Source organism: Bradyrhizobium sp. 33ap4, assembly GCF_032654765.1.
Classification (GTDB): Bacteria; Pseudomonadota; Alphaproteobacteria; order Rhizobiales; family Xanthobacteraceae; genus Bradyrhizobium; species Bradyrhizobium australafricanum.
Genome location: NZ_JAUMTJ010000024.1, coordinates 76,401 through 100,338, shown reverse-complemented (window position 1 = coordinate 100,338; position 23,938 = coordinate 76,401). Strand labels below are relative to the sequence as shown.

General features: G+C 65.8%; 26 protein-coding genes. 10 read left to right on the top strand and 16 right to left on the bottom strand.

What is annotated here, in order from left to right; all coding sequences use genetic code 11:
* Window positions 1-176: 176 nt before the first annotated feature.
* Window positions 177-3,668 carry an indolepyruvate ferredoxin oxidoreductase family protein gene (locus Q2M23_RS20105; RefSeq protein ID WP_316396742.1) on the bottom strand — a complete coding sequence of 1,164 codons (3,492 nt, stop codon included), beginning with the start codon at window positions 3,666-3,668 and terminating at the stop codon, window positions 177-179.
* A 233-nt stretch (window positions 3,669-3,901) separates the two neighbouring features.
* Here Q2M23_RS20105 and Q2M23_RS20100 point away from each other — a divergent pair, with 233 nt between their 5' ends.
* Window positions 3,902-5,128, top strand: coding sequence for a cytochrome c (locus Q2M23_RS20100; protein ID WP_316396740.1), 1,227 nt, complete (start codon window positions 3,902-3,904; stop codon window positions 5,126-5,128).
* Between the two features lie 4 nt (window positions 5,129-5,132).
* On the opposite strand, the gene Q2M23_RS20095 is transcribed toward Q2M23_RS20100, so the two are convergent.
* Window positions 5,133-5,774 (bottom strand): trimeric intracellular cation channel family protein, encoded by a 642-nt coding sequence (locus Q2M23_RS20095; protein WP_076831320.1) that lies wholly within the window; start codon window positions 5,772-5,774, stop codon window positions 5,133-5,135.
* A 144-nt stretch (window positions 5,775-5,918) separates the two neighbouring features.
* Between Q2M23_RS20095 and Q2M23_RS20090 the strand changes: the two genes are divergently transcribed.
* Entirely contained in the window at window positions 5,919-6,359 is a 441-nt protein-coding gene (locus tag Q2M23_RS20090) for a hypothetical protein (RefSeq protein WP_057015965.1), read from the top strand.
* Window positions 6,360-6,425: 66 nt separating this feature from the next.
* Here the strand turns inward: Q2M23_RS20090 and Q2M23_RS20085 are convergent, their stop codons facing one another.
* Genes Q2M23_RS20085 through Q2M23_RS20075 form a run of 3 tightly spaced genes read right to left on the bottom strand, consistent with a single transcriptional unit; the run spans window position 6,426 to window position 7,993 of the window.
* On the bottom strand, window positions 6,426-7,244 hold the full coding sequence (locus Q2M23_RS20085) for an isocitrate lyase/phosphoenolpyruvate mutase family protein (protein WP_316396737.1): 819 nt from the start codon (window positions 7,242-7,244) through the stop codon (window positions 6,426-6,428).
* A gap of 56 nt (window positions 7,245-7,300) precedes the next feature.
* Entirely contained in the window at window positions 7,301-7,651 is a 351-nt protein-coding gene (locus tag Q2M23_RS20080; RefSeq protein ID WP_028338223.1) for an antibiotic biosynthesis monooxygenase family protein, read from the bottom strand.
* Between the two features lie 33 nt (window positions 7,652-7,684).
* Window positions 7,685-7,993 (bottom strand): NIPSNAP family protein, encoded by a 309-nt coding sequence (locus Q2M23_RS20075; protein WP_316396734.1) that lies wholly within the window; start codon window positions 7,991-7,993, stop codon window positions 7,685-7,687.
* 117 nt (window positions 7,994-8,110) lie between these two features.
* On the opposite strand from Q2M23_RS20075, the gene Q2M23_RS20070 reads away from it, so the two are divergent.
* Window positions 8,111-8,806, top strand: a complete 696-nt coding sequence (locus tag Q2M23_RS20070) for an ArsR/SmtB family transcription factor (protein WP_026192884.1) — start codon at window positions 8,111-8,113, stop codon at window positions 8,804-8,806.
* A 180-nt stretch (window positions 8,807-8,986) separates the two neighbouring features.
* Here Q2M23_RS20070 and Q2M23_RS20065 read toward each other — a convergent pair whose 3' ends face one another.
* Window positions 8,987-9,112 (bottom strand): hypothetical protein, encoded by a 126-nt coding sequence (locus tag Q2M23_RS20065; protein WP_256520351.1) that lies wholly within the window; start codon window positions 9,110-9,112, stop codon window positions 8,987-8,989.
* Between Q2M23_RS20065 and Q2M23_RS20060 the strand changes: the two genes are divergently transcribed.
* The gene (locus Q2M23_RS20060; protein WP_076831326.1) at window positions 9,111-9,374 is read left to right on the top strand and encodes a GCG_CRPN prefix-to-repeats domain-containing protein; all 264 of its coding nucleotides are present in this window, start codon (window positions 9,111-9,113) and stop codon (window positions 9,372-9,374) included. The two genes, Q2M23_RS20065 and Q2M23_RS20060, sit on opposite strands and share 2 nt — an antisense overlap.
* A 69-nt stretch (window positions 9,375-9,443) precedes the next feature.
* Here the strand turns inward: Q2M23_RS20060 and Q2M23_RS20055 are convergent, their stop codons facing one another.
* Entirely contained in the window at window positions 9,444-9,740 is a 297-nt protein-coding gene (locus Q2M23_RS20055; protein WP_076831329.1) for a twin-arginine translocation signal domain-containing protein, read from the bottom strand.
* 135 nt (window positions 9,741-9,875) lie between these two features.
* A complete protein-coding gene (locus Q2M23_RS20050; protein WP_057015961.1) occupies window positions 9,876-10,193 on the bottom strand; it encodes a hypothetical protein in 318 nt (105 codons plus the stop codon).
* Between the two features lie 94 nt (window positions 10,194-10,287).
* Between Q2M23_RS20050 and Q2M23_RS20045 the strand changes: the two genes are divergently transcribed.
* Together Q2M23_RS20045 and Q2M23_RS20040 are read left to right on the top strand one after the other, a co-directional pair.
* Window positions 10,288-11,535, top strand: coding sequence for a glycerophosphodiester phosphodiesterase family protein (locus Q2M23_RS20045; RefSeq protein WP_057015960.1), 1,248 nt, complete (start codon window positions 10,288-10,290; stop codon window positions 11,533-11,535).
* A 149-nt stretch (window positions 11,536-11,684) separates the two neighbouring features.
* Window positions 11,685-12,035 carry a cupin domain-containing protein gene (locus Q2M23_RS20040; protein ID WP_316396728.1) on the top strand — a complete coding sequence of 117 codons (351 nt, stop codon included), beginning with the start codon at window positions 11,685-11,687 and terminating at the stop codon, window positions 12,033-12,035.
* Window positions 12,036-12,203: 168 nt separating this feature from the next.
* Here Q2M23_RS20040 and Q2M23_RS20035 read toward each other — a convergent pair whose 3' ends face one another.
* Entirely contained in the window at window positions 12,204-12,551 is a 348-nt protein-coding gene (locus tag Q2M23_RS20035; protein ID WP_076831330.1) for a hypothetical protein, read from the bottom strand.
* A 122-nt stretch (window positions 12,552-12,673) separates the two neighbouring features.
* Between Q2M23_RS20035 and Q2M23_RS20030 the strand changes: the two genes are divergently transcribed.
* Window positions 12,674-13,744, top strand: a complete 1,071-nt coding sequence (locus Q2M23_RS20030; protein ID WP_316396726.1) for a serine hydrolase — start codon at window positions 12,674-12,676, stop codon at window positions 13,742-13,744.
* Window positions 13,745-13,989: 245 nt separating this feature from the next.
* Here Q2M23_RS20030 and Q2M23_RS20025 read toward each other — a convergent pair whose 3' ends face one another.
* The gene (locus Q2M23_RS20025; protein ID WP_076831336.1) at window positions 13,990-15,522 is read right to left on the bottom strand and encodes an acyl-CoA carboxylase subunit beta; all 1,533 of its coding nucleotides are present in this window, start codon (window positions 15,520-15,522) and stop codon (window positions 13,990-13,992) included.
* 160 nt (window positions 15,523-15,682) lie between these two features.
* On the opposite strand from Q2M23_RS20025, the gene Q2M23_RS20020 reads away from it, so the two are divergent.
* A complete protein-coding gene (locus tag Q2M23_RS20020; protein ID WP_028335494.1) occupies window positions 15,683-16,099 on the top strand; it encodes a DUF4260 domain-containing protein in 417 nt (138 codons plus the stop codon).
* Window positions 16,100-16,242: 143 nt separating this feature from the next.
* Here the strand turns inward: Q2M23_RS20020 and Q2M23_RS20015 are convergent, their stop codons facing one another.
* Window positions 16,243-17,106: a DMT family transporter gene (locus Q2M23_RS20015; protein ID WP_076831338.1), complete on the bottom strand. Its 864-nt coding sequence runs from the start codon at window positions 17,104-17,106 to the stop codon at window positions 16,243-16,245.
* 352 nt (window positions 17,107-17,458) lie between these two features.
* On the opposite strand from Q2M23_RS20015, the gene Q2M23_RS20010 reads away from it, so the two are divergent.
* A complete protein-coding gene (locus Q2M23_RS20010; RefSeq protein WP_076831695.1) occupies window positions 17,459-18,817 on the top strand; it encodes a PLP-dependent aminotransferase family protein in 1,359 nt (452 codons plus the stop codon).
* A gap of 176 nt (window positions 18,818-18,993) precedes the next feature.
* Here Q2M23_RS20010 and Q2M23_RS20005 read toward each other — a convergent pair whose 3' ends face one another.
* From Q2M23_RS20005 to Q2M23_RS19985, 5 genes are all read right to left on the bottom strand, one after another.
* Entirely contained in the window at window positions 18,994-19,650 is a 657-nt protein-coding gene (locus Q2M23_RS20005; protein WP_028335490.1) for a carboxymuconolactone decarboxylase family protein, read from the bottom strand.
* An 80-nt stretch (window positions 19,651-19,730) separates the two neighbouring features.
* Complete coding sequence (gene blaOXA / locus Q2M23_RS20000) at window positions 19,731-20,543, bottom strand: class D beta-lactamase (protein WP_057015501.1); 813 nt, start codon at window positions 20,541-20,543, stop codon at window positions 19,731-19,733.
* A gap of 133 nt (window positions 20,544-20,676) precedes the next feature.
* Window positions 20,677-20,940 (bottom strand): EscU/YscU/HrcU family type III secretion system export apparatus switch protein, encoded by a 264-nt coding sequence (locus Q2M23_RS19995; protein ID WP_028335488.1) that lies wholly within the window; start codon window positions 20,938-20,940, stop codon window positions 20,677-20,679.
* A complete protein-coding gene (locus tag Q2M23_RS19990) occupies window positions 20,937-22,520 on the bottom strand; it encodes a flagellar hook-length control protein FliK (RefSeq protein ID WP_316396720.1) in 1,584 nt (527 codons plus the stop codon). The genes Q2M23_RS19995 and Q2M23_RS19990 overlap by 4 nt, the downstream gene beginning before the upstream one ends.
* A gap of 64 nt (window positions 22,521-22,584) precedes the next feature.
* Complete coding sequence (locus Q2M23_RS19985; protein ID WP_057015499.1) at window positions 22,585-23,370, bottom strand: ATP12 family chaperone protein; 786 nt, start codon at window positions 23,368-23,370, stop codon at window positions 22,585-22,587.
* A 70-nt stretch (window positions 23,371-23,440) separates the two neighbouring features.
* On the opposite strand from Q2M23_RS19985, the gene Q2M23_RS19980 reads away from it, so the two are divergent.
* Window positions 23,441-23,896 carry a hypothetical protein gene (locus Q2M23_RS19980; RefSeq protein WP_057015498.1) on the top strand — a complete coding sequence of 152 codons (456 nt, stop codon included), beginning with the start codon at window positions 23,441-23,443 and terminating at the stop codon, window positions 23,894-23,896.
* Window positions 23,897-23,938: the final 42 nt, after the last annotated feature.

The following is a 23,938-nucleotide window of genomic DNA, read 5'->3' as shown; positions in this document are numbered from 1 at the left end:
CGCGTAGGCACGGTACGCGCTGCCAAAACACCAGGTGTCGTCCCGGCGAAAGCCGGGACCCATAACCACAGGATTGTGTGGTGAGAGTGAGCCGTGGCCCCAGCGTCGCGCTACGACAAAGTGCGGTGGTTATGGGTCCCGGCTTTCGCCGGGACGACACCGCGTGTGTGGCTACACTACTCCGCCGCCATCTGCCGCGGCGCGGACGGCGGGTTGGCGAGGTCGGCGGCGAGTTGCGCGTAGCGAACCTTCGCCTCCTTGATCGCCTTGTCCTTCACCGGACCGTAGCCGCGGATGCGATCGGGCAGCGCCAGCAATTCGACCGCGATGTCGTGATTGAGCGGCGACAGCAGGCCGAGCACGGTCGCGACATCCTTCTCGTAGCCCGCGATCAGATCGCGCTCCAGCTTGCGGTCGGGGTTGTAGCCGAAGATGTCGAGCGGCGTGCCGCGCAGAAAGCGGAATCTCGCCAGCACCCTGAAGGCTGACATCATCCACGAACCGAAGGCGCGCTTTTTCGGCCGGCCCTGCGCGTCGAGGCCGCCGCCGAGGATCGGCGGCGCCAGATTGAAGTTGAACTTGAACTCGCCCTCAAACTGATCGCGCAGCTGCTTCTCGAAACGGCCGTCGGTGAACAGCCGCGCCACCTCATACTCGTCCTTGTAGGCGAGCAGCTTTGCGTAGTTGATCGCGACCGCGCGCGGCAGCGCCTCGCCGTAGCCGCCCTTGGTGGCGGTCTCGCGAACCTGGTCGAGCAGCTTGCGGTAGCGTTTTGCCAGACGTGCATTCTGGTAGCCGGTCAGGAACGCCATGCGATGGGTGATGATCTCGTCCAGCGACATCGCATCCAGCGATTTCGGTGGCGCGATTTCGTCGTCGCCCTTCATCATGCCGCTCAGCCGTGCCGGATCGGCGGCGGCCAGGCGCCCGAGCTGGAACGCCTGGGTGTTCATCTTGATCGAGACGCCGTTGACTTCGATCGCCTGCAGAATCGCCTCCGCCGACAGCGGCAGCAACCCGCGCTGATAGGCAAAGCCCATCATCATGATGTTGGTGGCGATGGAGTCACCGAGCAGCGCTTCGGCCGGCTTGGTGAAGTCGAAGAAGGCGGAGTCCTTGCGCAGCTCGGTCTCCAGCACGCTGTTGACCTTGCGGCTCTGGAAGTTGAAGTCGCGGTTCAGGATAAAGTCCGCGGTCGGGATCACGTGGCTGTTGATGATGCCGACGGTGCGGCTCGCATCGCACAGCGTGATGGTGTCCTTCGACGCCGCCACGACCTCGTCGGCCGCAAGCACCAGATCGGCCGTTCCGGTCACGATGCGCGAGCAGGTCACGTCGGCGGTGTGCTCGGAGAGCCGGACGTGGCTCAGCACCGCGCCGCCCTTTTGCGCGAGACCTGACATGTCGAGGATCATCGAGGCCTTGCCCTCGATATGGGCGGCCATGCCGAGCAGCGCGCCGATCGTCAGCACGCCGGTGCCGCCGACGCCGCCGACCGCGATGTTGTAGGGCCGGTCGAGCGAGGGCTTGGAGGCCGGCTCCGGCAGATTATCGATGCTGCCGAGCTCGGGCGGCGCGCGCCGCCTGAGCTTGCCGCCGTCGACCGTGACGAAGGACGGGCAAAAGCCCTTCACGCAGGAATAATCCTTGTTGCAGGTCGACTGGTTGATGGTGCGCTTGCGCCCGAGCTCCGTCTCTAGCGGCTCGACCGAGATGCAGTTCGACTGCACCGAGCAGTCGCCGCAGCCTTCGCAGACCGCGGGATTGATCAGCACGCGGCGCTGCGGATCCTCCATCAGGCCGCGCTTGCGGCGACGGCGCTTTTCGGCGGCACAGGTCTGCACGAACACGATCGCCGACGTGCCCTTGGTGTCGCGGCACATCTTCTGGACGTTCTCGAGCTCGTCGCGGTGATACAGCTTGACGCCGGGCGCGATGGTGTCGGCCGGATAGGCGTCCGGATTCTCCGAGACCAGATAGATCTCGCGGATGCCTTCGGCATGGAGCTGGAAGGTGATCTGCTGCGGCGAGAGATCGCCGTCGTGGCGCTGGCCGCCGGTCATGGCGACCGCGTCGTTGTAGAGGATCTTGTAGGTGATGTTGGCCTTGGAAGCGATCGACTGGCGGATCGCGAGAATGCCGGAGTGGAAATAGGTGCCGTCGCCGAGATTGGCGAAGATGTGGTTCTCGTTGGTGAACGGCGCGATGCCGACCCACGGCACGCCCTCTCCGCCCATATGGGTGAAGGTCTCGGTTGACCGGTTCATCCACAGTGCCATGAAGTGGCAGCCGATGCCTGCCAGCGCGCGGCTGCCTTCCGGCACCTTGGTCGAGGTGTTGTGCGGGCAGCCCGAGCAGAAATACGGCGTGCGGCTGACAGGCGCGGTCGCCTGCATCTGCGTCGACTGACGGCCGTTGAACCAGTCGGCCTTGGCGCGCAGCATCTCGGCGATTTCAGGATTGAGATTAAGTCGAAGCAGCCGTTCGGTGAGCGAGCTCGCAAGCGAGGCCACGCTGAGCTCGGCGGCGAAGGTCAGGAAGCGCTTGTCGTGATCGTCCATCTTGCCGACGATGCGCGGACGCACGTCGTCGCGCCAGTTGAACAGCTCCTGCTTGACCTGGTTCTCGACGATCTCGCGGCGCTCCTCGACAATGAAGATCTCCTCGAGGCCGACGGCGAAGTTGCGCACGCCTTCCGGCTCCAGCGGCCAGGGCATGCCGATCTTGTAGAGGCGGATGCCGATCTTGGCGGCGATCTCGGGCGTGATGCCGAGCTCGCGCAACGCCTGGCGGATGTCCTCGTAGCTCTTGCCCGAGGCCATGATGCCGTAGCGCGCGTTCGGCGAATCCATCGTGATGCGGTTGACCTTGTTGGCGCGGGCGAAGGCGATCGCGGCAAAGCCCTTGTAGTCCTGCAACCGGCGGTCCTGCTCGAAGCGGTCGTCGGGCCAGCGGATGTTGAGGCCGCCCGGCGGCAATTCGAAATCGGTCGGGATCACGAACGGCGTCATCTCGTCGGTGAGGTCGATCTCGGCGGTCGTCTCGACCGTCTCGGTGATCACCTTCATGCCGACCCAGCAGCCAGAGTAGCGCGACATCGCGATACCCAGGAGGCCCATCTCGATCATTTCGTGGATGCTGGAGGGGTAGAGGTAGGGCATCAGCGCGGAGATGAAGGCGTGGTCGGACTGATGCGGGACGGTGGAGGATTTCGCGCCATGGTCGTCGCCGGCAAGGCAGAGTACGCCGCCATGCTTGGCGGAGCCGGCCGCATTGCCGTGGCGGAACACGTCGCCGCAGCGGTCGACGCCGGGGCCCTTGCCGTACCAGATGCCGACCGCGCCATCATATTTGGCGCCCGGCGACAGGGCGAGCTGCTGCGAGCCCCAGATCGCGGTGGCCGCGAGGTCCTCGTTCACGCCGGGCTGGAATTTAATGTTGTACTGCTCGAGATGCTTGCGGGCGGCGAACAGCTGCTGGTCGTAGCCGCCGAGGGGGGAACCGCGATAGCCGGAGATGAAGCCTGCCGTGTTGAGGCCCGCGGCGCGGTCGCGCCTGATCTGCGCCATCGGCAGGCGGACCAGCGCCTGGATGCCGGTCATGAAAACGTGGCCGGTGTCCTGGGTGTATTTCTGGTCGAGGCTGATAGGCCCTTGGTTGATTCCCATTTAGCCCTCTTTTCGCTGGTCGCGACGACTGCTTTTAGCTAGTCATCCGAGCTTGTTAGAACCAGTCTATGTCGGATTTTCCGGCCCGCGCAGCACAATTCTGGGCGACCAGGCCCGTCGCTCAAAAATCGCAATTTCGTGCCGGGAATATTGCAGGGCCGTTTCGGTTTCTGTCGCAGGACAGGCCCGTGGCGAAATGGCGTGACGCGTCTTGTGGACCGGAAGGTGATCGGATGCGGCGACGATTTCGAACGACGGGTGCGATTCTGGTTGCAGCGCTGTTGTGCGGCGCGCTCGCGACCCGCGAATGTGCCGCCGCGCCGACCGACGACGTCATCGCCCGCGGCAAGGCGCTCACGATCGCCGGCGACTGCGCCAGCTGCCACACGGCCGATCCGGCAAAGCCTTTTGCCGGGGGGAAGCGGATCGACACGCCGTTCGGTGCGGTGTTCTCGCCGAACCTCACCCCCGACCGCGATACCGGCATCGGCGGCTGGAGCGACGACGATTTCCTGCGCGCGCTGCGGAGGGGCGTCGCGCCGAGCGGCGCGCATTATTATCCCGCCTTCCCCTACCCGTACTTCACGAAGCTGATCCGCGGCGACATCCTGGCGATCCGTGCCTATCTCGCGACGCTGGCGCCGGTCAACGACAAGGCGCCACCGCCGGAGCTGCGCTGGCCATTGAACTACCGCGTGCTGATGCGGGCGTGGAACGCACTGTTCTTCACGCCGGGCATCATCCAGCCGGACCAGGGCAAGGGTACGGAATGGAATCGCGGACGCTATCTCGTCGAGGCCCTCGCCCATTGCGGCGCCTGCCACACGCCCAAGAACGCCTTCGGCGCCGACAGGCGTGACCAGGCGCTCAGTGGCAGCACGGTGCAAGGCATGTTCGCGCCAAGGCTCGATGGCGCCGCGCGCAGCGGGCTGAAATCATGGAGCGTCGCTGACATCGCCGAATATCTGCAGAGCGGCCGCAACGTGCACAGCCATGCCGGCCCCCTGATGTCCGAGGTGGTGCTCAATTCGACCTCGAAGATGCGCGACGCCGACGTGCGCGCCATTGCGGTCTATCTGAAGGGCCTGCCCGCCGGCGCGCCGGAGCCGGAGGTCACCCCGCCCTCGCCGGCGCAGATGAGCAATGGCGAACGCATCTACCGCGGGGCCTGCATCGCCTGCCATGAGCTCGACGGCTCCGGCGCGCCGCGGATCTATCCGCCGCTGCCCGGCAACGCCAATCTGCAATCGGCCAATCCAGCAAGCACGCTGCGCATCATCCTCGACGGCGCACAGACCGTGACCACGCTGCGCGCCCCGAACGGCGGCTCGATGCCGGCCTATCCCAAGCTCACCGACCAGGAGGTCGCGGACGTTGCGACCTACATCCGCAATGCCTGGGGCAACGCGGCGCCGGCCGTCACCGCGGACGAGGTCGCCAAGGCGCGGACGGCGAAATAGCCGTTCAGCGCTCCTCGTCGCTGAACACGAATTTCGGCATCTCCCATCGGTAGCGGATCGCAAGCATGCGGAACGTCAGCCCGAGTGCGAAGGTCAGCGCGGTCCAGAGCTGGGTGTTCACCTGCAGCCCGGAGCCGGTCACATAGAACAGTCCCGTCACCACGGAGACGCTGGCGTAGAGCTCGCTGCGAAACAACAACGGCACCTCGTTGCAGAGGATGTCGCGCAGCACGCCGCCGGCGCAGCCGGTGATCATGCCGGCGACGATCACGATCGGCAGCGGGACGTCGACTTGTGAGGCCACGTCGCAACCGGCCATGGTGAACACCACAAGTCCGATCGCATCGAGCACCAGGAATGCGAGGTTGAGCCGGTGCACGAGCCGCGCCAGGAGGATGGTGGCGAAGGCGCCCGCCGCCGCGACCGCAAGGTAGATCGGGTGCGCGACCCAGAGCAGCGGATAATGTCCGAGCAGAACGTCGCGGATGGTGCCGCCGCCGAGCGCGGTGATCGCGCCGAGCATGCAGACGCCGGCCCAATCCATGCTGCGCCTGCCTGCCGCCAGCGCCGCCGTCATCGACTGCGCCGCAACCGCAATGAACGAGAGCAAGTGCAGCACCGAATCGGTGGGCGGCATGGTCCACATTGAAAAGGCCTCATGAAACAGGTTGGAACCCGAGGAATCGGCGGTTCCTGCATGAACAGGTTGCAACATTGGCGCGGAACATCCTCGCGCGCCAGCCATTGTCCTCTGCGTTTAGCTTTCAGGTGCTAACGGAGGAACTTTGCAATGGCCCATCAACCTGACGATCCGTATCGCGCCAACCTGACCGAGGACGAAATGCGCCGTCAGGCGCGCTTCAACAGCCTGGACAACGAGCTGCAGCCGGACCCGGAACTCCAGGAGGGACCGGCCAGCACCACCAAGATCGCGATGTTCGCCGTCGCGGTGGCCGTGGTGCTCGGTGCGTTGTTCTACGGCTTGAACAATACCTCGGTGCATGAGGCGGGTACCACGCCGTCAGCGCAGACCGCGCAGCAGCAGCCGGCCAATCCGGCCGCGCCGCCTCCGGGCATGCGCGACGTGACGCCGAAGCCGAACAGCCAGCCCGGCACGACCACGGGCGCGGCACCTGCGCAGCCGGCCTCTCCATCGGCCAACAAGCCGACTGGACAGGAAATCGACCGCTCGGCGGCGCCGGCCGACTCGACCGGCGACAAGAACAAGTAATCCGCTCGCTATCGTGAGCGATGAAGCAGCGGGCCCCGGCGGCCCGCTGCTTTTTTGCGTGTGAGTCTACTTGAACATCTTGTTGAGCTCGCCGCCGGGATAGCCGTTGGCGAATTCCGTGAAGGTGCCCTTCTCGGCCATCTCCTTGGCCGCCTTCATCACGCCGGTCCAGGCCATCCGCGCAAGCGCTCCGCCGACGCTGATCCGGCGCACGCCGAGATCGGCGACCGATTGCAGCGTCAGCTCCGACGCGCCGCCGATCAACAGATTGACCGGCTTTGGCGCCACCGCCTTCACAACCGCGGAAATCTCCTCCTTGGTCGCGATGCCCGGCGAATAAAGGACGTCCGCTCCTGCTTCCGAATAGGCCTGCAGCCGTTCGATCACCAGATTGAGGTCCTTCTTGCCCCACAGGAATGCCTCACAGCGGCCGGTGAGCAACACACCGCTGTTGTCGGCATCGATGGCCTTGCGCGCCGCCTTGATGCGCTCCACCGCAAGCTTGTGCTCGAACAGCGGCTTGGCGGCGTCTCCGGTGGAATCCTCAATGGAAAGCCCGGCGACGCCGGTCTTGACGCCGCGCGCGACATTGGCGGCGACCTTGTCGGGCTCGACCGCGAAGCCGCCCTCGAAATCCGCATTGACGGGAATATCGACCGCCGCGCACAGTGCGGTCAGGTGGTCGCAGACGTCATCGACGGTGACGCGGTTGTCGGCCTTGGCGATGGTCCATGCAAAGCCCGCGCTGGTCGACGCCAGCGCCTTGAAGCCGAGATGCTGCAAGGCGCGGGCGCTGCCGACATCGAACGGATTCGGAATGATGAAGCACCCGCTCTCATGCAGCTTCCTGAAGGCGGCGCGTTTGTCAGCAGTTGGCAGTGGCATTGGTCGCTCCCTGGAGTCATTGGCCGCGCACAGATAGGCACCCACGCATCCGCCCGCTAGTGCGGCTCATGCGCCGCGCGGCTGTCCTTCGGCGCCTGATCGCGTTCGTTCAGGCCGTAATCACGGATCACGCTTGCCACCCGCAGCCGGTAGTTCTCGAAGATCCGCGCGCGGCCCTTGGCCTGGGTACGGCGATGTTCGATCGTGTTGCGCCAGGCTTCCACCGCAGCCTCGTCGCGAAAGAATGACAGCGACACGAACTTGCCCTTCTCGGTGATGCTCTCGAACCGCTCGACCGAGATGAAGCCGTCGATCTCCTGCAGGATCGGCTTCAGCTCGGCGGCGAGGTCGAAATAGAGATCCCGTTGCTCAGGCTTGGGCCAGACTTCGAAGATCACTGCGATCATGGGCGCCTCCCGCACATTGCTGTTGTGGCCCTACTATACCTCGACCTTGCGGAGAAATGTCCGTTCCTCGGCGAGGATGAAGCGGTTTTCTTCCGCGAAGTTGAAGTTCGCCACTCCCTCCTTGTCCTGGCGCAGCCGCGCGCGATAGGCCTCATAGGCGGCAAGGCTGTCGGACGAGATCAGCGCAAAGGCGATGTTGTTGGTTCCCTCATGCGGCATCCAGTAGCCGATGAGGTCGCCGCCGCAGCGCGGGATGATCGAGAGCCAGTTCCGCGAATACTCCTCGAACATCGCGCGCTTGAACGGATCGAGCTGGTAGCGGATGAAGACGGTGACGGTCATTGATGGCCTCCAGTCATGTTTCCGTTATTGCGAGCGTCAGCGAAGCAATCCTCGCAATGACGGCCCGTTGAACAATAGCGGCTTGTCCGACCTCGATGCTTCGGCTATCATCGAACTATGAAAGCAGGACCCGACATCTCCCGGATCGCCGCTCTGGTCGGCGATCCCGCGCGCTGCAACATGCTGACCGCGCTGATGACCGGCCGGGCGCTGACCGCGAGTGAGCTGGCGCAGGAGGCCGGCATCACGCCGCAGACGGCGAGCTCGCATCTCTCCAAGCTCGAGGCCGGCGGGCTGATCGAGCCCGAGAAGCAGGGCCGCCACCGCTACTACCGCCTCTCCGACCCCGACGTCGCCGACGTGCTGGAAGGCCTGCAGGGCATTGCCGCCCGCGCCGGCCATATGCGGGTGCGCACCGGGCCAAAGGATCCGGCGCTGCGCCGCGCCCGCATCTGCTACGACCATCTCGCCGGCGATCTCGGCGTTCAGATGCTCGACAGCATGAAGCGGCAGAAGCTGGTCCGCCAGAGCAAGCAGGCGATCGAGCTCACCGGCGAAGGCAAGCGCTTCATGGCCGAGGAGCTGCAGATCGACGCCGATGCGCTGACGCATCCGCGCCGGCCGGTGTGCAAGGCCTGCCTCGACTGGAGCGAGCGGCGGCATCATCTCGCCGGCACGCTGGGCGCTGCCATGATGGACCGCTTCACAGAACTGAAATGGGCCGCGCGCGACGCTGCACCGGGCAGCCGCGTGGTCAATTTTTCGCGCAACGGCGAGAAGCGATTTGCCGCGCTGTTCGGCCCAGACCAGTAGCGGTGCGCCTTCGGGCAAGCGTCGATGAACCGCCGGTCTCGTTTGCCTCGCCTTCCGATGTATTCTCGTACGCTCGCCAACAGCGCGCGGCTGCCCGGCGTCCGCGAAATATTTCGAAGTGATGCTGAGCCGGCTTGCGGCGTGCTGACGCAGCTGTGAGCTGCAACATTCATGTCGCATTCAGGCCGCAACATTATGGTCGGCGACATCGGGCACGCCTTCTGCAATGATCCGGCCGGGCGAATCGGTAGACGAAAGCTTGTTGCGGTGCCGCAGCGCGGCCCAAAATAAAAAAGGAGAAGACATGAAGTATCTTTTTGCTGCAGCAGTTCTGCTGACGACCGCATTCGCCGGCATCAGCGCCGCTGATGCGGCCGGTGGCTGCGGCCCCGGCTGGCACCGTGGCCCCTATGGCGGCTGCGTCAGGAATCGCGGCGTCGTCGTCGCGCCGGGCGCCGTTGTCGTGCGCCCGCCGGTCGTGGTCGAGCGCCCCGTCGTGGTGGCGCCGCGTGTCCGCGCCTGCCCGTACGGCTTCGTCTGGCGCTACGGCCGTTGCCGCCCGATCTGATCGCGGCAGATTCCGAACTAACAAAACCCCGCCTGGCGCGGGGTTTTTCTTTTCGTCATGGAGTCGATATCACCAGCGGCGCCAGTGATGACGGCGCCAATGGTGGCGACGCCAGCCCCAATGCCTGCGGTGCCAGTGCCGGTGACGCCAACCCCAATGGCGATAATGCCAGCGTACTTGCTCGGGCTTCATGCGGCCGACCTCCTCGGCCGTTGTGACGGCGGGATGCGCTTCGCCAGCCGCTGGTGCGCGTGCATCCTGGTTGAGGGGAAGCGGCGCGAGCGGCGCCGCCTGCGCCGTCGCTGCGAAGGTGACGGCTCCGGCGGCGACACCGAAGGCCATCTTCAGAAAATCCCGACGTTCCATGAGCGTTTCCCTTTGTTGCTGAGTTGGACCAACTGCAGCAGTAAGTTTTTGCCTCGCGAGCTGAACGCTCGCTGAACCGCGCGTTCACGTTTCATGGAACTCGAGCGTTGTCGACGTCGTGACGTCACGCAACCATCATGCCGCCGTCGCCTCCTCCGCCAGCACCAGGAGATCGCGCGTGCGTGTCACCTCCGGCCAGTCACGGTTGAAGTCGGCGACCAACCGCTTCATGTGATCGCTGCTCACCGCGCGCTCGAGCGCCTTCTCGTCGGCGAACTGATAAGTCGCCTGGTGCAGCGAGGGATCGCTCAGGCTCCAGCATCGCCAGGCGCGCTCGGCGCCGAACGATTTCATCGCGTCCGGCAGATGCTCGCGCGAATACCAGGCGTCGAAGGCGGCACGCCGGGCGATGTCCGTGACGGTGGCGCGGACGACGAAATAGGCTGCGGGCATTGGTTTTCCTCCATGGTTTCATTTCGCACAGGCGGCCGGCATATGCTCCGTGATATGTCGGCCTGCTGACAATGCCTGATCAGGGGGATCACCCATGCTTGCCCGTCACCGCACCGCCCTGCTCTCGTTCCTGCTCGCCCTCGGCGCCGCGCTGCCCGTCGCCGCCGGGGAGATCGCGCTGCCGCGCGAGGCGCAGCTCGGGCCGCGCCCGTTCTATCTGGTCGACAAGATGAAGGACGGGCCCCTGAAGCAGCAGCTCAGCCAATGCACCGGGCCGTTCCACAAGACCGATTTTTCGATTGGCCATCGCGGCGCCGCGCTGCAATTTCCCGAGCATAGCCGCGAATCCTATCTCGCCGCCGCACGGATGGGCGCCGGCGTGATCGAATGCGACGTCACCTTCACCAGGGACCGCCAGCTGGTGTGCCGGCACTCGCAATGCGACCTGCACACCACGACCAACATCCTGACGGTGCCGGATCTCGCTTCAAAATGCACGCAACCCTTCAGCCCGGCCGATCCCGCCGCCGGCAGGAAGGCCTCGGCGAAGTGCTGCACCAGCGACATCACGCTCGCCGAATTCAAGCGGCTCACCGCGAAAATGGACGGCTTCAATCCGGATGCGAGGACGCCCGAGGAGTACCAGAACGGCACGCCGCGCTGGCGCACCGACCTCTACGCCAATTCCGGCACGCTGATGAGCCATGACGAGAGCATCGCCTTGATCAAAAGTCTCGGCGCAAAATTCACGCCCGAGCTGAAGGCGCCGGAGGTGGCGATGCCGTTCGACGGCGACTACACCCAGGAGACATATGCGACCCAGATGCTCGCCGCCTACAAGGCCGCCGGCATTCCGCCGAGCGACGTGTTCCCACAGAGCTTCAGCCTTAAGGACATCCTCTATTGGGTGAAGACCGAACCCGACTTTGCCAGCCAGGCGCTCTATCTCGAGGACCGCTACGAGAAAGCGGGCCTCGATCCGAACCGGCCGGAGACCTGGAAGCCGTCGATGCAGGAATTGAAGGCCTCCGGCGTCGCGATCCTGGGACCGCCGATCTTCGCGATGCTGGCGCTGAACGACAAGGGCGAGATCGTCCCGTCGGCTTACGCCAGGGCAGCGAAGGCCGCCGGCCTCGATCTGATCGGCTGGTCGCTGGAGCGCGACGGGCCGCTCAACCGAGGCGGTGCGTTCTACCACAAGTCGGTGAAGGCGGCGATCGACCGCGACGGCGACACGTTGACCGTGCTCGACGTGCTGGCAAGACAGGTCGGCGTCCGCGCGATGTTTTCCGACTGGCCGGCGACGACCACATTCTATGCGAACTGCATGGGGATGAAGTGAGATCTTGCGGGGCAGGTTACAGCCGCGCCTGCCCCGCCCTACGCACCGTGCGCGCCCGCCATGACCATTCCGGCCGTTCCGCGCGCGGCAGAACGGGACTAGCATCATCGCCTTCCCGCCCGACGGGACAACACCACAGGAAGGCCGCCATGAAGCCAGGACAACCGGTCAAGGACGCCAGCCATCTCTACGAAGTCGAGCGCCGCGCCCAGCACGCCGCCCGCCCCGGCTTCCGCATCATGGAGCTGCAGCTCTCGCCGACCCAGAAGGTGCCGTGGCACACCCACAGCAACATCTCCGACATCTTCTATGTGCTGGAGGGCCAGATGCGGCTGTTCCTGCAGGAGCCCAAGGAGGAAGTGAACCTGAAGGTCGGCGAAGTCTACGCCGTCCGCCCGACCCGCCCTCACCTCGTCACCAACGCCGGCACGACGTCGCTGACGTTCCTGATCCTGCAAGGCGTCGGCGAATACGACTACGTACCGCTGGCGTCGAAGTAACTCCCTCCGCTGTCGTCCCGGCGAAAGCCGGGACCCATTACCACCGCATTTCGGTGATGAACGGGATCGCCCCAGCGTCGCGCAACAATTGAGACTTGGGATAATGAGTCCTGGCTTTCGTCAGGACGACACTGAGTTTGCGGCGCCGCTTTGCGCGCCCGCCGCGCCTCACATCAGTTTCAGCGGCGCGTCGTGAACCAGGCGCAGGTCGATATTGCCGATCAAACGCGCGCGGCGCGCCTCGGCGGTGCTGATCGCAGCCTCGGTCTGCCGCAGTGTGCTGACATTCGAGCCGAGCGACACGATACCACCGAGCACCAGTGCGATCGATCCGAGTGCCGCGGTCTGACCGGCGCCCAACAGCTCGAGCAGCGCGACGGCCAGCAACGCGAACCCGCCTGCGATCGCGACCTTCGAGCCGAGAATGATCCGCCGGGAGCGCTCGGCGCTCTCGGCAAGCTCCTCGATCTGCGCCTCGATCTCGGAGATCTCGTCGGTCGGCTCGTCTTCGGTCATCGGGTTCGGACCTGTAGGGCGGGTCAGGCGGAAGCCGTAACCCGCCGTGTTCATTTTCGCAAGAAATCGCTACGCTTCAGGCGCGCGCTAGCTCTTGGTCATCCGATTCGGACTCAAATCAAATGTTAGCCTGTTCAACGCTCGACGACGGATGGGTCGCTGCGGCTCCCGCCGAGGTCGGCTTCGATGCCGAAAGCCTCTCCAGACTCGACGCGTTTCTCAAACAATGGCCCAAGCGCAACGTTCACGCCGTTGTCATCGTACGGCGCGGCAAGCTTGTGTTCGAGCGCTATTTCGCCGGCCGGGAGCGGCGGTGGATGGAGTGGTCGGCACCGGTTCAATTTTCGCCGGAAACGAAGCACGACATCCGCTCCATCTCGAAGAGCGAAACCTCACTTCTGATCGGCTTGGCCATCGGCAAGGGACAATTTCCGCCGCTCGATTCCGCTGTTATCGACTATTTCCCCGAATATGCCGATCTTCGTACGACGAGGAACGCTCGCATCACGTTCCGGCACCTGCTCACCATGTCGCACGGTCTACGGTGGGATGAAGCGCGCGGCTGGAACAGTCAGGCGAACAACGAACGGCATCTGCTCGAAGCGAAAGATCCCTACCGCTATGTTCTGCAACAGCGGATGGCGCTCCCGCCCGGCGTATCGTTCAACTATAGCGGCGGCGCCACCAGCCTCCTGGCTGCGGCCCTTGCCAAGAGCGTCGGCCAACGGATCGATGCTTTTGCCAGAGACAAGCTGTTCGAACCGCTCGGCATCACTGATGTCGAGTGGCTCAGCTTTACCGGCAGTGCCGAACTCGCGGCCTTTGCCGGATTGCGGCTACGGCCGCGCGACGTCGCCAAGCTTGGCGAACTCGTCGCGAATGATGGACGCTGGAACGGCAGACAGGTCCTGCCCGCCGCGTGGATCGCCGAGTCGACCAAGCCGCGGGTTAACGCCGGAGGGCACGTGGTCGTCTACTATGGTTATCACTGGTGGCTTGGCCGTTCCTTGCTGAACGGTCACGACCTGATCTGGATCGCCGCGTACGGCAGCGGTGGCCAACGCCTTTTCATCGTGCCCGGGCTCGATCTGGTGGTCGTCGTGAACGCCTTCGACCACGATGCCATCTCAAACGCCATCCTCAACCAGTTTCTCCTGCCTGCCGTGACGGACTGTCCGCCCCTTTCAGCGTAAAGGGTTGGAATGGGGCTGAGCTCAGCTCTCTGTTCGCAGGGCCGGTTACGCGACCGGGTCCGCGCGCGTAGCGCAGTGAGCGAAGGTGGAAGCCGCAACCCGCCACGGATCGTACGCCCCTGGAACCTCGAGATTCCGGGTTCGCGCTCACGCGCGCCCCGGAATGACGACAACAAGAGCAACAAAGGGAGACGCGCATGCGAAGGTCGTGGGTTACGCTTGCGCTAACCCACCCTACGCTCTCCTCACAACGGCAGATTGTCGTGCTTCTTCGCGGGGATCTCCACCTTCTTGTCCTTCAGCATCGCCAGCGCCCGCGCGATGCGGCGGCGGGTCGAATGCGGCATGATGACGTCGTCGATGTAGCCGCGTTCGGCGGCGATGAAGGGCGACAGGAAGCGGTCCTCGTACTCCTTGGTGCGGGCGGCGATCTTGTCGGGGTCGCCGATGTCAGAGCGGAAGATGATCTCGACCGCGCCCTTGGCACCCATCACAGCGATCTGGGCGGTCGGCCAGGCGTAGTTCATGTCGGCGCCGATTTCCTTCGACGCCATGACGTCGAAGGCGCCGCCATAGGCCTTGCGGGTGATGATGGTGACGAGCGGCACCGTGCACTGCGAATAGGCGAACAGCAGCTTTGCGCCGTGCTTGATCAGGCCGCCATATTCCTGCGCGGTGCCCGGCAGGAAGCCCGGCACGTCGACGAAGGTGACGATCGGGATGTTGAAAGCATCGCAGAACCGAACGAAGCGCGCAGCCTTGCGTGAGGCGTCGCTGTCAAGCACGCCCGCCAGCACCATCGGCTGGTTGGCGACGAAGCCGACGGTGCGGCCGGCGATGCGGCCGAAGCCGGTGACGATGTTTTTCGCAAAGGTCTCCGAGATCTCGAAGAAGTCACCCTCGTCGACGACCTTCAGGATCAATTCCTTCATGTCGTAGGGCTTGTTCGGATTGTCGGGGATCAGCGTGTCGAGCGACATGTCGACCCGCCCGATATCGTCGAAGCTCGGCCATTCCGGCACGCCGTCGCTGTTGTTCGAGGGCAGGAAGTCGATCAGGCGGCGCATCTGCAGCAGCGCGTCGACGTCGTTCTCGAACGCGCCGTCGGCGATCGAGGAGCGCGTGGCATGCACCGAGGCGCCGCCGAGTTCCTCGGCGGTCACCACCTCGTTGGTGACGGTCTTCACCACGTCGGGGCCGGTGACGAACATGTAGCTGGTGTTCTTCACCATGAAGATGAAGTCGGTCATCGCGGGCGAATAGACGTCGCCGCCGGCGCAGGGGCCCATGATGACGGAGATCTGCGGGATCACGCCCGAGGCCTGCACGTTGCGGCGGAACACGTAGGAATAGCCCGCCAGCGCCGCGACGCCCTCCTGGATACGCGCGCCGCCGGCGTCATAGAGACCGATGATCGGCGCCCTCGCCTTCATCGCCATGTCCTGCAGTTTCGTGATTTTCAGCGCGTGGGTTTCGGAAAGCGAGCCGCCGAACACCGTAAAATCCTTGGCAAAGACGAACGTCTTGCGGCCGTTGACCGTGCCCCAACCGGTGACGACACCGTCGCCGGGGATCCTGGTCTTCTCCATGCCGAATTCGATCGAGCGGTGCTCGACGAACATGTCGAATTCCTCGAACGAGCCCTTGTCCAGCAGGAGCTCGATCCGCTCGCGGGCGGTCAGCTTGCCGCGGGCGTGCTGCGCCTCGATGCGCTTTTCGCCGCCGCCCAGCTTGGCGCCGGCGCGCCGCTCTTCGAGGGTATCGAGGATATCTTTCATTTGTTTCCGCCCGTGTTAGCTACAGTCCGCGTCCCGGCGCGAGCCGAGGTCCGCTTCGTTCGGAAATGGCTTAGCACGGCCATTTCGGAACCGGAAAGGCGGTTGTGGACGGGTTCGGGCGCAAAAACGGTAGGATTTTCCGATATCTGGGGAGATGGCGATGACCGACACGAGCACGGCCACGGTCGAGACCGGCGCACCGACCGGCGGGGTGCGCACCCTGCTCCGGCTGGAGGGCCTCGTGCTGTTCCTCGGCATGACCGTGCTCTATGCCCAATGGGAGGGCTCGTGGCTGGTCTATGTCCTGCTGTTCCTGGTGCCGGATTTGAGTTTCGCGGCCTATCTCGCCGGCCCGCGGGTCGGCGCCATCGTCTACAACGCCGCCCACAGCTATCTGGCGCCGGTCGCGCTGATGACGCTGGGCTTTGCCGCCGCGGCGCCGCTGGTGCTATCGATCGCGATGATCTGGCTCGCCCATATCGGGATCGACCGCGCGCTCGGCTACGGGCTGAAATATTCCAAGGGCTTTGGCTTCACCCATCTCGGGCGGATCGGGAAAGCGCAGGAGCCCGCCTAGCGCCCGCTTCCTGACGTCACGCACGGCCGGTCAAATTGACAGCGTGCGCGTCGATTGCTGCGTCTCGAAGGATGCAGGCCCGCCTGTGGCCTCATGGTTCGAGACGCGCGTTCCGCGCTCCTCACCGTGAGGAGAGACAGACGTCAAGCAAAGCGGCGCGCGAACACCACACAGACGACGACGAGCATGGTCGCCACGATCATCGACCACGGCACCTGCTCGTGCAGCAACAGGCCGGCCAGCGCGAGGCCGAAGAACGGTTGCAGCAGCTGCAATTGGCCGACGCTGGCGATGCCGCCGATCGCAAGGCCGCGATACCAGAACACGAAACCGACCAGCATGCTGAAGATCGAGACATAAGCGAGCCCGAGCCAGGCCGGCGCGCCGATGCCCTGCCAGCTCGGCGGCAGCGTCATGATCGTCATCACGAGCACCACGGGCACTGAGAGCACCAGCGCCCAGGAGATCACCTGCCAGCCGCCGAGCCGCCGCGACAGCGCCGCGCCCTCGGCATAGCCGAGGCCGCAGACGATGATGGCGGCGACCATCAGGAGGTCGCCGGTCAGCGACGCCGATCCGTCGCTCGACAAGGCGAACGCGCCGACCGTCGCGCTGCCGATGCAGGAGAACAGCCAGAACAGCGGCTGCGGCCGCTCGCCGCCGCGCAGCACGCCGAACACGGCGGTCGACAGCGGCAGCAGCCCGATGAACACGATCGAATGCGCCGAGGTGATGTGCTGGAGCGCGAGCGCGGTGAGCAGCGGAAAGCCGATCACGACGCCGAGTGCGACGATGGTCAGCGACACCAGATCCTTGCGCTGCGGCCAGGGCTGCCGCAGCGCCGCAAGCAGCGCGGCGCCGAGCAGCGCCGCGATCGCCGCCCGCGCCGAAGTCAAGAACAGCGGCGAGAACTCTGCCACGGCCACGCGGGTCGCCGGCAGCGAGCCGCTGAAGATAATCACGCCGAGCAGGCCGCTGCCCCAGCCGTCGATCGAAGCCTTGTCCATCGTACTTTGCTTCCCAAAACGTAACTGCGCCCCCTCGCCCCGCTCTTGCGGGGCCGAGACGAGCGAAGCTCGCTCTTAGAGGGTTGGGGTGAGGGGCCGCCCCGCATACTCGGTAACGGCCGAACCCGTGGAGACTCCCCCTCACCCGGAACGCATCTGGCGATGCGTTCCGACCTCTCCCCGCAGGCGGGGCGAGGTGAAGCCGAGTCCGACCTCGCACCGACCATAGCCGGCGGAGGCTCGCCAAGGCAGCTACAGATCAGTACAATATCGCAAAACTGTATGGGCAAAGGTAGGCATACACTTGCAACAGCAATCCGATGCGCCAAAGGCGACGCGGACCACCGACGTGATGAACGCGATCCGCGCCAAGGTGGCGAGCCGCGCGCTGGTCGCCGACGACCGCCTGCCCTCGATCCGCGGCCTGGCCGCGACCATGGGCGTCTCGCCCTCCACCGTCGTCGAAGCCTATGACCGGCTGGTGGCCGAGGGCCTGATCCGCGCCCGGCCCGGCTCCGGCTTCTATGTCTCGTCCACGGCCCTGCCGCCGCTCGCGCTCGCCAAGGACCAGCCGCAACGCGACCGCGCAGTCGATCCGTTCTGGGTGTCGCGGCAATCGCTTGATGCCGAGACCGGCGCGCTCAAACCCGGCTGCGGCTGGCTGCCCGCCGAGTGGATGCCGACCGAGGCGCTGCGGCGCGCGCTGCGCGGCCTCGCGCGGGCCGACGACGCCGTGCTCTCCGACTATGGCGCGACACGCGGCTCGCTCACGCTGCGTCGGATCCTGATGGCGCGGTTTGCCGACGAGGGCCTCGAGGTGCCACCCGAGCAGCTCTTGCTGACCGCGTCCGGCACGCAGGCGATCGACCTCGTCTGCCGCTTCCTGCTGCGGCCGGGCGACACTGTGCTGGTCGACGATCCCTGCTATTTCAATTTCCGGGCGCTGCTGCGCGCGCATCAGGTTCGCATCGTCAGCGTGCCCTACACGGCATCGGGCCCCGATGTCGCAAGCTTCGAGGCGACACTGGCCGCCGAGCGGCCGCGGCTCTATGTCACCAACTCGGCGCTGCATAATCCGACCGGTGCGACGCTGTCGCCGCAGACCGCGCACCGCGTGCTGAATGCCGCCACCGCCCATGATCTCACCATCGTCGAGGACGACATCTTTGCGGACTTCGAGCCGGAGCCTTCGGCGCGGCTCGCCGCGCTCGATGGCCTGAGCCGCGTGATCCGGATCGGCAGCTTCTCCAAGACGCTGTCGGCATCGGTGCGCTGCGGCTTCATCGCCGCGCGGGCGGACTGGATCGAGGATCTCGTCGATCTCCAGGTCGCGACCGGTTTCGGCGGCCCGAGCGCGGTCGCCACCGAGATCATCGCCGGCGTGCTGTCGAGCGGTTTCTATCGCAAGCATGTTGAGGAGCTGCGCCGGCGCCTTGCCCGCGCCCGCCGCGACGTCGGCGACAAACTGCAGCGCATCGGCGTCACACCCTGGCTGATGCCGCGCGGCGGCTTCTATCTGTGGTGCCATCTGCCCGACGGGTGCGACTCCGCCGACGTGGCGCGGCTGGCGCTAACGGACAATGTCGTGCTGGCGCCCGGCAACGTGTTCAGCGCCTCGCAGACGGCCGCCGCCTTCATGCGCTTCAACGTCGCGCAATGCCGCGACCCGAAGCTGATGCCGACCTTGCAGCGAGCGATCGGGCGCCAATAGCGACGGCGCCCTACTCCCTCTCCCGTTCTTACGGGGAGAGGGTTGGGGTGAGGGGCTGCTTCCTCTTGCACGGTGATAGCTGTGCCTGAGGAGAGTCCCCTCACCCGGAACGCATCTGCGATGCGTTCCGACCTCTCCCCGCACGCGGGGCGAGGTGAACGGAGTCCGCGCCGCCCCTACTTCTCACCAACCTTGAACGGCTCCTCCTTGCCAGGCGGCACGGTCTCCTCCGCCATCGCCAGGATCATCGCCACCATCACGTAATTGCCGGCGACCGCGGTGAGGTCGACGATCTGCTGATCGTTGAAAATCTTCTTGGCCCGCGCATAGGTCTCGTCGGAGACCTTCTTGGTCGTGGTCAGCTCGGTGACGAAGTCGTACACGACCGCCTCGTCGTCGGCCATCTTCGACGGCCGGTTGCCGGCCTTGAGCTCCGCGATGACGTCGGGTGGCAGGCCGGCCTTGGCGGCGAGCGGCGCGTGCGCGAACCACTCGACCTGCGAGCGCCACTGCCGGCCGATGATCAGGATCGCGAACTCGTTCAGCCGTGTCGGCACCGAGGTCTGCCAGCGCAGATAATAGAACAGATCGTAGAGCCGCTGGCCGAGCACCGGGCTCCGGATCATCGGATTGTAGGGACCGCCGATGCCGACGCTCGACACCTTCATGATCTGCTCGCCGAGCGGTTTTTGCAGGTCGCTGAGCTGCTCCATCGTGAGCTGCGGGAAGCGCGGCTCCTTGCTGGTGGCCGGCACCGAGAACACCGTCGCCGCGAGCCAGCCGCCGGCCGCGGCCAGCGTGAGCGACGAGAGCCAGACTGTTGCTGAATGCATGATTCCTCCGCTTGATTTTATCGGAGGATGCTAGTCGAGCTACGTAGCGCCAGCCAGCGATGAACACGCAGATCAGGTCATCACAGCGCGACGATATCGGTGAGGCATTGCTGCGTGACGCTCATCCGCGCATCGGTCTGCGCCTGCGTCTTGCAGTCCATGTTCATCGCGAACACCGTGATGTCGGTGCCCTTCTCGGCCCAGCCGACCAGCCAGCCGAGCGAGCCGTGCTCCTTGTCGGTGAGGCCGGTCTTGGCGCGAATGACGGCGTCGCCGACTTTCGTCACCGGGAGAATGTCGCACACCAGCTGCTGGCTGCGCTTGTCGACCGGCAGCACGCCGCGGCGCAGCCGGTCGAGGAAATCGATCTGCTGCACCGGATCGATCCGCAAATTGCCGGTCACCCAGAACTGGTCGATGCCGCCGCCGATGTCGCGGTTGCCGTAGTCGATGATCTCGAGATATTTCTTCATCCGCTCCTCGCCGATGCGGCGGGCGATCTCCTGGAACACCGGAAAGGCCGACACCGCGAGCGCGGAGCGCAGCGTGTGATCCTTGTTCCAGGCCTCGATGCTGCGGGTTGTGCCGTCCCACTTGAAGACGTCCTTGTCGGGGTCCTGCACCACCCCCGTCTCGAGCGCGATCAGCGCGTTCGGGATCTTGAAGGTCGAGGCCGGCAGCCTGCCCTCGCCCGAGCGGACCTTGTCGCTGGCGATGATCAGATAGTCCTCGACCTTGTAGCCGACGAAGGTGCCCTCGGTGCCGAGCTCGAAGAACCGCTTTTGCAGCTCCTCGCGAAACTCGCTGCGCTGGTAGGACACGTTGGCGAAGCTGCGCGATGGCAGGATCGTAGCGGCAGCAAGCAGACCGAGCGCATGGCGGCGATGGATCACGACAAGTCCTGGGCAGGTTCGCATTGACGACGATGGTGGATGCCATCGTGGTGAAAGGATGGCAAGAAGACTCACTTGTCTGTCGCGTTTTCTTCACGCGAACCGGTGCCCGCTTCGCTCGAAAACGCGCCCGCTAGCGCGCCCGGCCCGACATCCGCAGCACGAACACCAGCACCTCGGCGACGGCCTTGTAGAGCTCGGCCGGAATCTCGTCGCCGAGCTCGACATTGGAGAGCGCGCCGGCCAACACCTCGTTCTCCTCGATCGGGATGTCGTTGGCCTTGGCGACCTCGATGATCTTGGCGCCGATTGCGCCCTTGCCTTTTGCCACCACGCGCGGCGCACCGGCGTGGTCGTAATGCAGCGCGACCGCGAGCTGGTTGTTGGCCTCGCTCATGATGCGCGGTCCAGGAAATGGCCGGCGCGGGCGGGTGCGGGTTGCGGCGGGCTGCCGTCGCGGATCTCGATGTCGCCGGGCGTGAGCTCGGCCCTGGTCAGCGCCCGGCTCAGCTCGGAAGCGCCGGCGCGCAGTTGCGCGGCGGTCGAGGGACGCTCGGCCCACATCCGCACCGAGGTGCGCTCGCCGTTCAGCGACACCAGCGCGTGCACCGGGCCGGCCGGCTCGACATCGAGCGTGAAGCGCGCGCGCCACACCCGCTTGGCGGCTTCGACCTCATTGCCGCCGCCGTCGCGGGAAATCTCGAACTGCGCCATCGCCGTGCCCTGCGGGGTCAGGAACGGGATCTCGAAATTCCAGCGCGGCAGCATGGCGTCGAGCTGCGGCCGCGTAGCGTCGCCGCGGTCTGGCAGCGAGGCGACCTGCAGCAGCGTCTGCCGCGCCAGCGCGGCGTCGGTGTTTTCCAGCAGGCGATGCGCGGCGGTCGCGAGTGGCGCGTTTGGGGCGATCGACGGCTCGGCGACGGCCTGCGCCGACGGCAGCGCACCGTGAAACGGCGGTGGCGGTGTGTTGCCGCGTACCGGCACCTCGCCCGGCAGCATCTCCCTCGGCGCGGCGCCTTGCCGTGCGGGGTTGCCGAGTTCGTGCAGCGCTTGCTGAATGAGATTGAGCGCGCCGCCGGAGGACGGGCCGGCATCGAGCGCATCCGCGAGTGCTCCTGCGAGCCCTGCGGTGCCGCGGCTGACATCCTCGGCGACCGGCAGGCGGGCCTGCGGCAGCAGGATCTCCTGAACGTCGAGGTCTGGCGTGCCGGATGGCATGAGGCTCGACGCCGTCGCGGCGCTGGCCTGCGCCGGTTGCTGGAGCGGTGTGGCGGACGCGGGCCTGCCGGCATCAGCGGTACCAAGCGAGGTCAGCGCCTGGCGCAGCACGATCAGCGCGGCCTTTAGATCGGGCGCGCTGCCGCTCGCGGGCGCAATGCCCGCCGCCACCGTCGCCTCGAACAGCAGGCCGGATTTCTGCAAGCCGGTCTTGACCGCATCGCCGCTCAAATTCTCGTCGAGACCGGTCTGCTGCGCCAGCACCTGCGCGATCGCGGCCTGCAGCTTCGGCGGCAGATTGGCCGAGGCGACCGCGGCGAGATTGGCGAACAGCGGCGCCTGGCTTCCCTGCACCGCCGCCGCGGTCTGCGCCGTCGCGGTGATGGTGACGCGCTCCAGCGGCGTCAATACAGCCTTCGGTGCCGTGGCGACCGGCTGGGCGGCATCGGTGGCGTTGGCCGCTGCCGGCGACAGCCGTACGGCATCGCCGGTGTCCGGCCCCGGCCCGACCAGCTGCAGGCGGATGCCGCCATTGGTCTGCGACACTGCGAGCTGCAGGTTCTGGCCCTGCTGCAGCGGCACCTCGGTCTGGACGTCGATCGACAGGCTCGCGATCGCGATCCGCACCAGATCGGCGGACAGCACTTTCAGCACCTGCGCATTGACGACGCTGCCGGCCTCAAGCGTGAGGTCCGGCGCAACGCCGTCCGCCTCCGTCGAGGCGAGCACCGGCAGCACGGGATTGATGGCGAGTGCCATGTCGGAGGTCTCGGCCCTGCGCGAGGAACGTGCCGCAGGCTAGCCCGGCGCCGTAAACCCCTCGTTAACCGGCGGCCGGCTTGAGCTCCCTGAGCACGCCGGCGGCGGCCTTGAAATCGAGCTGGCGGGCGGCGCGGCGGACGGCGACCTCCTCGTCGACGCCCCATTTCTCGATGTTCCAGTCCTCGTCGACATGGGCGGCGGCCCAGACCTGGTCCTCGTCGCGGACGCCATGGGCGAGCGCCAGCGCCAGCAGCGCCGAGCCGGTCAGCGTCGTCACCACATGGAGCGCCGCGACCGACCATGGGTCGGTCGGGAACGCCGCCCGCGCCGCCTTGATCGCAGGCTCGGGCTGGCCGACATGCATCACCCCCTCGGCCATCACGAAATGGGCGCCGAGCGCGTCGGCGGCCCAGAACAGGATCGGATCCCAGTGCTGGGCCTCGCGCGCCACCAGCGTCTCTGGATGGCCGGCCCGGTAGAACAAGAGGTCGCTGCCGAGGAACTTGGCCGCATCGTCGGCGACCTCGTCGATGCGATCGATCACCCCCTCGATCACGCTGTTGGCAAGCCGCGTCAGCGGCATGGTCATGGGATCGATGGTCTCGCGCTGCGCATTCCATTCCGCCGCCACCGTGTCCGCAATGGCCCGCGTCGGCACCGCGATCGGCTTGCCGGACGGCGTGCGGATCGGCTTGCCGTCGAGCGTGATCGAAAATCCGCCATCGGCCTCGGCGACGCCGGCGCTGGTGTAGAACCGCTTGCGCTGGGGCGTGCGGATGTGGCGCCGCACCGCCTCCTGCGGATCGAACGGAGATTGTTCTGGGACATCGTCGAAAAGTTCGCGCATCGCGCCGGGTAGCTTTCGTTCATAGGGATTTCCCTGCAAGATATGTCAGGGGCAACGGCAAATAAAGCTGATGGGACGCGGCAAATTCCTTGCGGGTTTTTCGCTGGTTGCGGTGGTTTTCGCCTCCGCCACAGCCTGTGCCGGGTTCCGTTCGCCGGAATCCCTGATCCGCAATGTCTACGCCCATTATGGGCGAGGCAGCGCCGAATATTCCAACGGCCTGCCGCGCGACGAGGAAACGGCTCGCCGATTCTTCGATCCCACCCTGCGCGGTGCCTGGACCGCGCTGCACGATGCGCCCTACGATTTTCTGGTGCAGAGCCCGACCTGGCGGCTCGGCCCGATCTCGATCGCAATCCCGCGCCGGCAGTTCGACAAGGCCGACGTGACGGTGACATTCGACAATGAAGGCCGCGCCGTCACGCTCAACTTCATCGTCGTCAATGGTCCCGACGGCTGGGTGATTTCGGATGTCGAGAGCCCGCACGATTCCTTGCGGACGTTTCTGACGCAGTTTCGGCGGTAGTAGCTGCCCTTGCCCTTCCGGCGATCGCTGCTCCACCGGCCA

Excerpts from the sequence above, each read along its gene's own strand:
- Q2M23_RS20105 (WP_316396742.1), bottom strand. The coding sequence starts at position 3,668 with ATGGGAATCAACCAAGGGCCTATCAGCCTCGACCAGAAATACACCCAG.
- Q2M23_RS20100 (WP_316396740.1), top strand. The coding sequence starts at position 3,902 with ATGCGGCGACGATTTCGAACGACGGGTGCGATTCTGGTTGCAGCGCTG.
- Q2M23_RS20095 (WP_076831320.1), bottom strand. The coding sequence starts at position 5,774 with ATGTGGACCATGCCGCCCACCGATTCGGTGCTGCACTTGCTCTCGTTC.
- Q2M23_RS20090 (WP_057015965.1), top strand. The coding sequence starts at position 5,919 with ATGGCCCATCAACCTGACGATCCGTATCGCGCCAACCTGACCGAGGAC.
- Q2M23_RS20085 (WP_316396737.1), bottom strand. The coding sequence starts at position 7,244 with ATGCCACTGCCAACTGCTGACAAACGCGCCGCCTTCAGGAAGCTGCAT.
- Q2M23_RS20080 (WP_028338223.1), bottom strand. The coding sequence starts at position 7,651 with ATGATCGCAGTGATCTTCGAAGTCTGGCCCAAGCCTGAGCAACGGGAT.
- Q2M23_RS20075 (WP_316396734.1), bottom strand. The coding sequence starts at position 7,993 with ATGACCGTCACCGTCTTCATCCGCTACCAGCTCGATCCGTTCAAGCGC.
- Q2M23_RS20070 (WP_026192884.1), top strand. The coding sequence starts at position 8,111 with ATGAAAGCAGGACCCGACATCTCCCGGATCGCCGCTCTGGTCGGCGAT.
- Q2M23_RS20060 (WP_076831326.1), top strand. The coding sequence starts at position 9,111 with ATGAAGTATCTTTTTGCTGCAGCAGTTCTGCTGACGACCGCATTCGCC.
- Q2M23_RS20065 (WP_256520351.1), bottom strand. The coding sequence starts at position 9,112 with ATGTCTTCTCCTTTTTTATTTTGGGCCGCGCTGCGGCACCGCAACAAG.
- Q2M23_RS20055 (WP_076831329.1), bottom strand. The coding sequence starts at position 9,740 with ATGGAACGTCGGGATTTTCTGAAGATGGCCTTCGGTGTCGCCGCCGGA.
- Q2M23_RS20050 (WP_057015961.1), bottom strand. The coding sequence starts at position 10,193 with ATGCCCGCAGCCTATTTCGTCGTCCGCGCCACCGTCACGGACATCGCC.
- Q2M23_RS20045 (WP_057015960.1), top strand. The coding sequence starts at position 10,288 with ATGCTTGCCCGTCACCGCACCGCCCTGCTCTCGTTCCTGCTCGCCCTC.
- Q2M23_RS20040 (WP_316396728.1), top strand. The coding sequence starts at position 11,685 with ATGAAGCCAGGACAACCGGTCAAGGACGCCAGCCATCTCTACGAAGTC.
- Q2M23_RS20035 (WP_076831330.1), bottom strand. The coding sequence starts at position 12,551 with ATGACCGAAGACGAGCCGACCGACGAGATCTCCGAGATCGAGGCGCAG.
- Q2M23_RS20030 (WP_316396726.1), top strand. The coding sequence starts at position 12,674 with ATGTTAGCCTGTTCAACGCTCGACGACGGATGGGTCGCTGCGGCTCCC.
- Q2M23_RS20025 (WP_076831336.1), bottom strand. The coding sequence starts at position 15,522 with ATGAAAGATATCCTCGATACCCTCGAAGAGCGGCGCGCCGGCGCCAAG.
- Q2M23_RS20020 (WP_028335494.1), top strand. The coding sequence starts at position 15,683 with ATGACCGACACGAGCACGGCCACGGTCGAGACCGGCGCACCGACCGGC.
- Q2M23_RS20015 (WP_076831338.1), bottom strand. The coding sequence starts at position 17,106 with ATGGACAAGGCTTCGATCGACGGCTGGGGCAGCGGCCTGCTCGGCGTG.
- Q2M23_RS20010 (WP_076831695.1), top strand. The coding sequence starts at position 17,459 with ATGAACGCGATCCGCGCCAAGGTGGCGAGCCGCGCGCTGGTCGCCGAC.
- Q2M23_RS20005 (WP_028335490.1), bottom strand. The coding sequence starts at position 19,650 with ATGCATTCAGCAACAGTCTGGCTCTCGTCGCTCACGCTGGCCGCGGCC.
- Q2M23_RS19995 (WP_028335488.1), bottom strand. The coding sequence starts at position 20,940 with ATGAGCGAGGCCAACAACCAGCTCGCGGTCGCGCTGCATTACGACCAC.
- Q2M23_RS19990 (WP_316396720.1), bottom strand. The coding sequence starts at position 22,520 with ATGGCACTCGCCATCAATCCCGTGCTGCCGGTGCTCGCCTCGACGGAG.
- Q2M23_RS19985 (WP_057015499.1), bottom strand. The coding sequence starts at position 23,370 with ATGCGCGAACTTTTCGACGATGTCCCAGAACAATCTCCGTTCGATCCG.
- Q2M23_RS19980 (WP_057015498.1), top strand. The coding sequence starts at position 23,441 with ATGGGACGCGGCAAATTCCTTGCGGGTTTTTCGCTGGTTGCGGTGGTT.